The 1,434-nt window shown below is 47.6% G+C and carries 2 protein-coding genes; both read right to left on the reverse strand.

Annotated features, from left to right (window positions below):
* Positions 1 to 103: 103 nt before the first annotated feature.
* A complete protein-coding gene (gene mltG / locus GRP75_RS26800; RefSeq protein ID WP_160790874.1) occupies positions 104 to 1,132 on the reverse strand; it encodes an endolytic transglycosylase MltG in 1,029 nt (342 codons plus the stop codon).
* A 94-nt stretch (positions 1,133 to 1,226) separates the two neighbouring features.
* Positions 1,227 to 1,434, reverse strand: a 208-nt coding sequence (locus GRP75_RS26805) for a DUF1292 domain-containing protein (protein ID WP_160790873.1), incomplete at its 5' end; no start/stop codon positions are given.

Below are 1,434 nucleotides of genomic sequence, written 5' to 3' on the forward strand. Positions count from 1 at the left end.
CCAATAAGTAATGCAGTAGCTCCAGCCTCCAGCATATGGCGGGCATCCTCCGGAGAGCTGGCAGTTGCCAGTAGTTCGGGTTTGTAAGCCATAGGCTCACCTCCTAATTTGTCTTACGGTTACTTACCTGAATGTTATGCAAATGTTCTTTATACGTTTTGGCAAACAAATGTTCATGTGTCCCATCTTTTTTGGTCACGTAAAACAAATAATCTGTAGCTTTCGGCTGTAAAGCCGCTATCACTGATTTCAGACTGGGACTTGCAATCGGCCCTGGTGGAAGTCCCTGATGCATATACGTATTATAAGGACTTTCCACAGCCAAATCCTTGTAATACAGCCGTTCCTTTTGCTTATCCAGCATATATTGAACTGTAGCATCAATTTCCAGCTTCTTATCCTGTTTGAGTCGGTTATAAATGACGCCAGCTACTACAGACCGCTCATCTTCCACAACCACTTCGCGCTCTACGAGAGAAGCAACTGTCAGCAGTTGATGCAGCGTTTCACCCCGCTGTTTCAGCTTCGCATCCAAATCGGAAACAGTTTCCAACCGCTTTTGTGTCTGTTCTAGCATCACCTGTATAATATCTTTGGCCGTACTACCCTTTTTCAGCTCATAGGTTTCCGGGAAAAGATAGCCCTCCAGCGCATAGCGAAGCCCCGCCTGCTTTGGAATGTCCCGCACTAGCGCGACGTCAAAAGCGGACGGATCGTTGGCCAGCTGCAAAAATTGCTGCCGGTCTGCCAGTCCTTCCTTTTGCAGCTTATCAGCCATCTGTCTAATCGTAAAACCTTCCGGGATTGTAAAACGAATCATTTCCTCTTTGACAACATCTCCAGCCGATAACTTAGTAATCAACTGATCAAAGGTTGCGCCAGGATGTGCCTCATATTTTCCGGCCTGAAATCCGCTTCCTTGCTGTTTGAATTTTACATAAGCCTTAAACACGAGCGCATTACGTATAAGTCCCTTTTGCTCCAGCGTATCTGCAATAGCCGATGTTCCTGTTCCCTGCACCACCGTAAAAGCAACGGGTTGTGTTTGGGGCTGAACAGGCTGCATGGCATTCCAGATATAGAGGGCTGCCCCTGCTACTATAATGATAAGCAGTAGAAGCAACGTAAACATCCTCGTCCTTCGCTTCACATCCACCCAACTCCTTCACAGCCAAAAAGGGCGGACTGGTCCGCCCTTTCAGGTTTGATCTCATCGTTATCCAGACTTACAGTTCTTCCGGCAACGTACATTCGTCGTACAGCTCGGAAATATCTTCCCACTCATCATCATCTTCAATGGTGGTGATGGAGATTTCGCCGTCTGTGGATGAGCTTACATGATATAGCTCATGTTCGCCAACAGCAGCCCCGGGTCTACGCAATACGGCGTACCGTTGCTCACCTACCTTGAACTCTGCTTCCAATTCCATGCGC

Origin of the sequence: Paenibacillus sp. OT2-17 (genome assembly GCF_009827695.1) — a bacterium.
Lineage (GTDB): Bacteria > Bacillota > Bacilli > Paenibacillales > Paenibacillaceae > Paenibacillus > Paenibacillus polymyxa_B.